The organism is Tabrizicola sp. (assembly GCF_031377265.1).
Classification (GTDB): domain Bacteria; phylum Pseudomonadota; class Alphaproteobacteria; order Rhodobacterales; family Rhodobacteraceae; genus JAUYQR01.
Window position 1 is genome coordinate 1 of sequence record NZ_JANMET010000263.1, and the last position, 3,816, is coordinate 3,816.

Genomic DNA, 3,816 nt, shown 5'->3' on the forward strand with positions numbered 1-3,816 from the left:
GCACTGGCGTCAGACCGCGCGACGGATGAGACACGATCCAAAGTGGTGGCGCTTTTGTATGTGATGTTCCTTTTGGGAATGGCACTGTCATCTGTGATCATCGGCTGGCTGTTGCGCGATTTCGACCAGATCACGCTGATCCGGGTGGTGCAGGGCTGCGCCGTGATGACGATGGTTCTGAACATGATCGCGCTGTGGAAGCAGGAACAGGTCCACCCGATGACCGCCGCCGAAATGACCGCCGCAAAACCGCTGTTCCGCGAGTCGTGGCGCGATTTCATTGCCGGTGGCGATGCCGGGCGGCTGTTGGTGCTGGTCATCGTCGGCACCTTAGGCTTTCAGATGCAGGATGTGCTGCTGGAACCCTATGGCGGCGAGATTTTGGGCCTGTCGGTCGGCTCCACCACCTGGCTGACGGCGGCCAATGCGATGGGCGCGCTGGCGGGCTTTGGTCTGGCCGGTCGCTGGATGGGTCAGGGCCATGACGCGTTTCGCATGGCGGCACGCGGCATTCTGATGGGCATCGCTGCGTTCACCGCCGTGTTGTTTGCCGGGATCACCGGATCGGTCGTGCTGTTCTTTGTCGGGGCCTGCGCCATTGGCCTTGGTGCCGGCCTGTTTGCCGTCTCCACCCTCACGGCGGCGATGGCGTTGCCCGATCGCGGCGCGTCGGGTCATGGTCTGGCGCTTGGCGCATGGGGTGCGGCGCAGGCCACGGCGGCCGGCGTCGCCATCTTTGCCGGCGGATCCCTGCGTGACGGGATCGGTGCCCTGATCGCCAATGGCAGCCTTGGGCCGGGCCTGACGGATGCCTCGTCCGCCTATTCCATCGTCTACCAGTTAGAAATCGGCCTGCTTTTCGCCAGCCTGATCGTGCTTGGCCCACTGGTGCGGCTGGGCACGATCAAACCTACGCAACAGACCGGCAAGGCCCGCATGGCCATTGCCGAATTTCCAACCTGATTCAGGAGGATACCGCAATGCTCGGTACGACTTTCTTCGGCAACTTCGATCTGGCCTCGCTTGCGATCTGGCTGTTCTGGGGCTTTTTCGCGCTGCTGATCTACTATCTGCAGACCGAAAACATGCGCGAAGGCTACCCGCTGGAAACCGAGGATGGGCTTCCCGCCGCCAATCAGGGCCCGTTCCCGGTGCCTCGGCCCAAGACCTTCCGCCTGCCGCATGGCAAGGGTGATGTGACGGTGCCGTCAGCCGCCAACGAGGCTGCGCATCGCCGAACCGGCCTGGCCCTGGCCCGCACTGCCGTATCCGAGGGCTTTCCTCACGCCCCCACCGGCAATGCCATGGCTGATGGCGTCGGCCCCGCCTCCTGGACCCCACGCCGCGATGAGCCGGAGCTGGATGGCCACGGCCACAACAAGATCGTGCCGATGGCGCTGGCCGAAGGTTTCACCGTCTCGGCCGGGCGCGACCCGCGCGGCTTGCCGGTGCAGGCTGCCGACCTAGAGGTCGTGGGCCGCATTTCCGACATGTGGGTCGATGCCCCTGAACAGCTGGTGCGCTACCTCGAGGTTGATCTGAACTCGGGCGGCAAGCGGCTGGTGCCGATGACGATGGTCAAGATCTGGCCCGACCGGGTGCGCATCAACGCCATCGCATCCGACAGCTTTGAGGGCATTCCGCAAACCCGTTCGGCCAGCGAAGTGACCAAGCTGGAGGAAGACAAGATCTCGGGCTACGTCGCCGGAGGCTTGATGTACGACGCCGCAAAACGCAAGCGCGGCTTCTAAAGACCGACAGGTGCCGCCCGCGCCCGGGCCGCGCTTTTCACCTCAAGATGGAGGGTCTGCCATGTCAGGCCATGACGATTTTGCTTTCGACGCCTTGCCTGGGCTGCCGGAACGGCCCCCGCAGGGTGAAGACATCCTCTGGCAGGGCAAACCTGCCGCGCATGCCTTGGCCCGCGATGCTTACGGGCTGCACTGGATCGCCGGCTACTTTGCCGTGATCATCCTGTGGCGCGCTGCCACCGGCTATGCCGAGGGTGGCCTTGCGATGGGTCTTGCGATGGGTCTGCCCTACGTGATGCTGGCTGCATTGGGGCTGGCGGTGGTCTTCGGCCTTGCGTGGGTTCAGGCCCGCACCACCACCTACACGATCACCACCGCGCGGGTGGTGATGCAGATTGGCGCGGCCCTGCCCGTCACCTTCAACTTTCCCTTCGTGCAGGTCGGGGCGGCCAACCTCGATCTGCGCCGCGACGGCACCGGCACCATCACACTTGATACGCTCGGGACGACGCGGATCTCGTATCTCATTGCCTGGCCGCATGTCCGCCCGTGGCGCATGGCCAAGACCGAACCCGCCCTGCGCGCCATTCCAGATGCACAAAGCGTGGCAAACCTTCTGGCCGACGCGGCCGAGGCCCGGGTCTCGATGCCGCAGGTGACGCGGGTCGCTCCGCTTGCTACTGTCGCGGCCGAATAGGGGATCGATCATGCCACAGAACACTCCCCTCATCCACGAACCGGGCTTTCGCAGCCGCAACCCTGAAACCGTGCCAAAGGCGCTGTTGCTTGGCATGGTGGCGCTGGCCCTTTCGGCGTTGGCTATCACCAGCTTTGCCGTTGTCACCGGGCGCGAACCGGTGGCCCAACCCGAAGCTGCCGCCGTGGTCCGCGAAAAGTGGATCATCCTCGAAGGCCTCAGCGCGCAGGCGGTCATCGTGCGCAATACCGATGGCTCGGTCCTGATGGATCTGCCGCATGGGGGCTTTATCACCGTCATCCAGTCGGGCATCTTTACCGAACGGCGCAAGCGCGCGGTCGATCAGACCAAGCCCGTGCGCATCGTCGAATATGCCAATGGCCGTCTTGTGGCCGAAGACCCCGAAACCGGGTGGAGCGCTGAGCTTTACGCCTTCGGGGCCGATAACAAAGCCGCGTTCGAACGGCTGCTCGACCAGAAATAGGGAACCACGACCATGGGACTTTTCACACGCAACGTCGAAAGGGTGCCCTGCACCGTCGAAGTGTCGCATCGCTTCGAAAGCCTGCACGCCCACGTCCGCTTCAACAACGGCGCCGTTGTCTATCCCGGCGATGAAGTCCTCGTCCACGGCGCGCCCGTCATGGCCGCCTACGGCGAGGTCGTCGTCGAGGACCGTACCGCCACGATCACCCGCGCCACCTGGCTTGAACGGCAGTGGACCCTGATGACCGGCGACTTCGACTTTATGGAACTTTGCGAATTTTCCTTCTCCGAGGAGATCCGGCTATGAACGCGACCCCGCACGATCTCTATCCCGACAGCGGCGCCGAAGTGGCGGCTGGGATGGACATCCCCGACACCACCGCGATGGCCACCGAAACCACGCTCTTGAACCCCCGCTTCTACACCACCGACTTTGACGAGATGGACAAGATCGACGTGACCCCAGTGCGCCCGGAATGGGACAAGCTGATCGCGCAGATGAAATCCGACCCGAACAAGGGCCATTTCAAAAAGACCGAAGCTTGGGACAAAGTCGACTGGGAAGGCATGTACCCGCCGCTGCGCCGCGAATTCATCGACTTCCTCGTCAGCTCCTGCACTGCCGAGTTTTCCGGCTGCGTGCTGTACAAGGAGATGAAGCGCCGAGCCTACTTTTTGCGGTGCGATCCAGCAGTATGTACCAGTTGATCAAAGACTTGCGCACGATGGACGGGGTAGCGGACTGCTATGCGTTCGGAGAGTATGCGCACTTGAAAATGGGCAACCCCTCCCAGCCTCCCCAACGGGGAGGAGCCGGCGGCGGCGGTGCGTCCCTGCTTGCCCGGGGGATGAGGGCAGGCTTCGACGCGCTGGAGATTCAGG

6 protein-coding genes and 1 pseudogene are annotated in these 3,816 nt (G+C 63.7%); all 7 read left to right on the forward strand.

All coding sequences use genetic code 11. The features are described from left to right. Positions 1-963: MFS transporter (locus RMO18_RS15030; protein ID WP_309666972.1), on the forward strand; the 963-nt coding region annotated here is incomplete at its 5' end. A 17-nt stretch (positions 964-980) separates the two neighbouring features. Further along, positions 981-1,751 carry a photosynthetic reaction center subunit H gene (puhA, locus tag RMO18_RS15035; protein WP_309666973.1) on the forward strand — a complete coding sequence of 257 codons (771 nt, stop codon included), beginning with the start codon at positions 981-983 and terminating at the stop codon, positions 1,749-1,751. Between the two features lie 61 nt (positions 1,752-1,812). After that, positions 1,813-2,448, forward strand: a complete 636-nt coding sequence (gene puhB / locus RMO18_RS15040) for a photosynthetic complex putative assembly protein PuhB (protein ID WP_309666974.1) — start codon at positions 1,813-1,815, stop codon at positions 2,446-2,448. Positions 2,449-2,458: 10 nt separating this feature from the next. Further along, entirely contained in the window at positions 2,459-2,932 is a 474-nt protein-coding gene (puhC, locus tag RMO18_RS15045) for a photosynthetic complex assembly protein PuhC (protein ID WP_309666975.1), read from the forward strand. A 12-nt stretch (positions 2,933-2,944) separates the two neighbouring features. Continuing rightward, complete coding sequence (locus tag RMO18_RS15050; protein ID WP_309666977.1) at positions 2,945-3,241, forward strand: hypothetical protein; 297 nt, start codon at positions 2,945-2,947, stop codon at positions 3,239-3,241. Further along, positions 3,238-3,633, forward strand: a pseudogene (locus RMO18_RS15055) (magnesium-protoporphyrin IX monomethyl ester (oxidative) cyclase); the annotation flags it as partial. The gene RMO18_RS15050 and the pseudogene RMO18_RS15055, both read left to right, overlap by 4 nt. Continuing rightward, the coding region (locus RMO18_RS15060; protein ID WP_309666979.1) for a hypothetical protein at positions 3,630-3,816 on the forward strand (187 nt) is incomplete at its 3' end. The pseudogene RMO18_RS15055 and the gene RMO18_RS15060, both read left to right, overlap by 4 nt.

Excerpts from the sequence above, each read along its gene's own strand:
- puhA (WP_309666973.1), top strand. The coding sequence starts at position 981 with ATGCTCGGTACGACTTTCTTCGGCAACTTCGATCTGGCCTCGCTTGCG.
- puhB (WP_309666974.1), top strand. The coding sequence starts at position 1,813 with ATGTCAGGCCATGACGATTTTGCTTTCGACGCCTTGCCTGGGCTGCCG.
- puhC (WP_309666975.1), top strand. The coding sequence starts at position 2,459 with ATGCCACAGAACACTCCCCTCATCCACGAACCGGGCTTTCGCAGCCGC.
- RMO18_RS15050 (WP_309666977.1), top strand. The coding sequence starts at position 2,945 with ATGGGACTTTTCACACGCAACGTCGAAAGGGTGCCCTGCACCGTCGAA.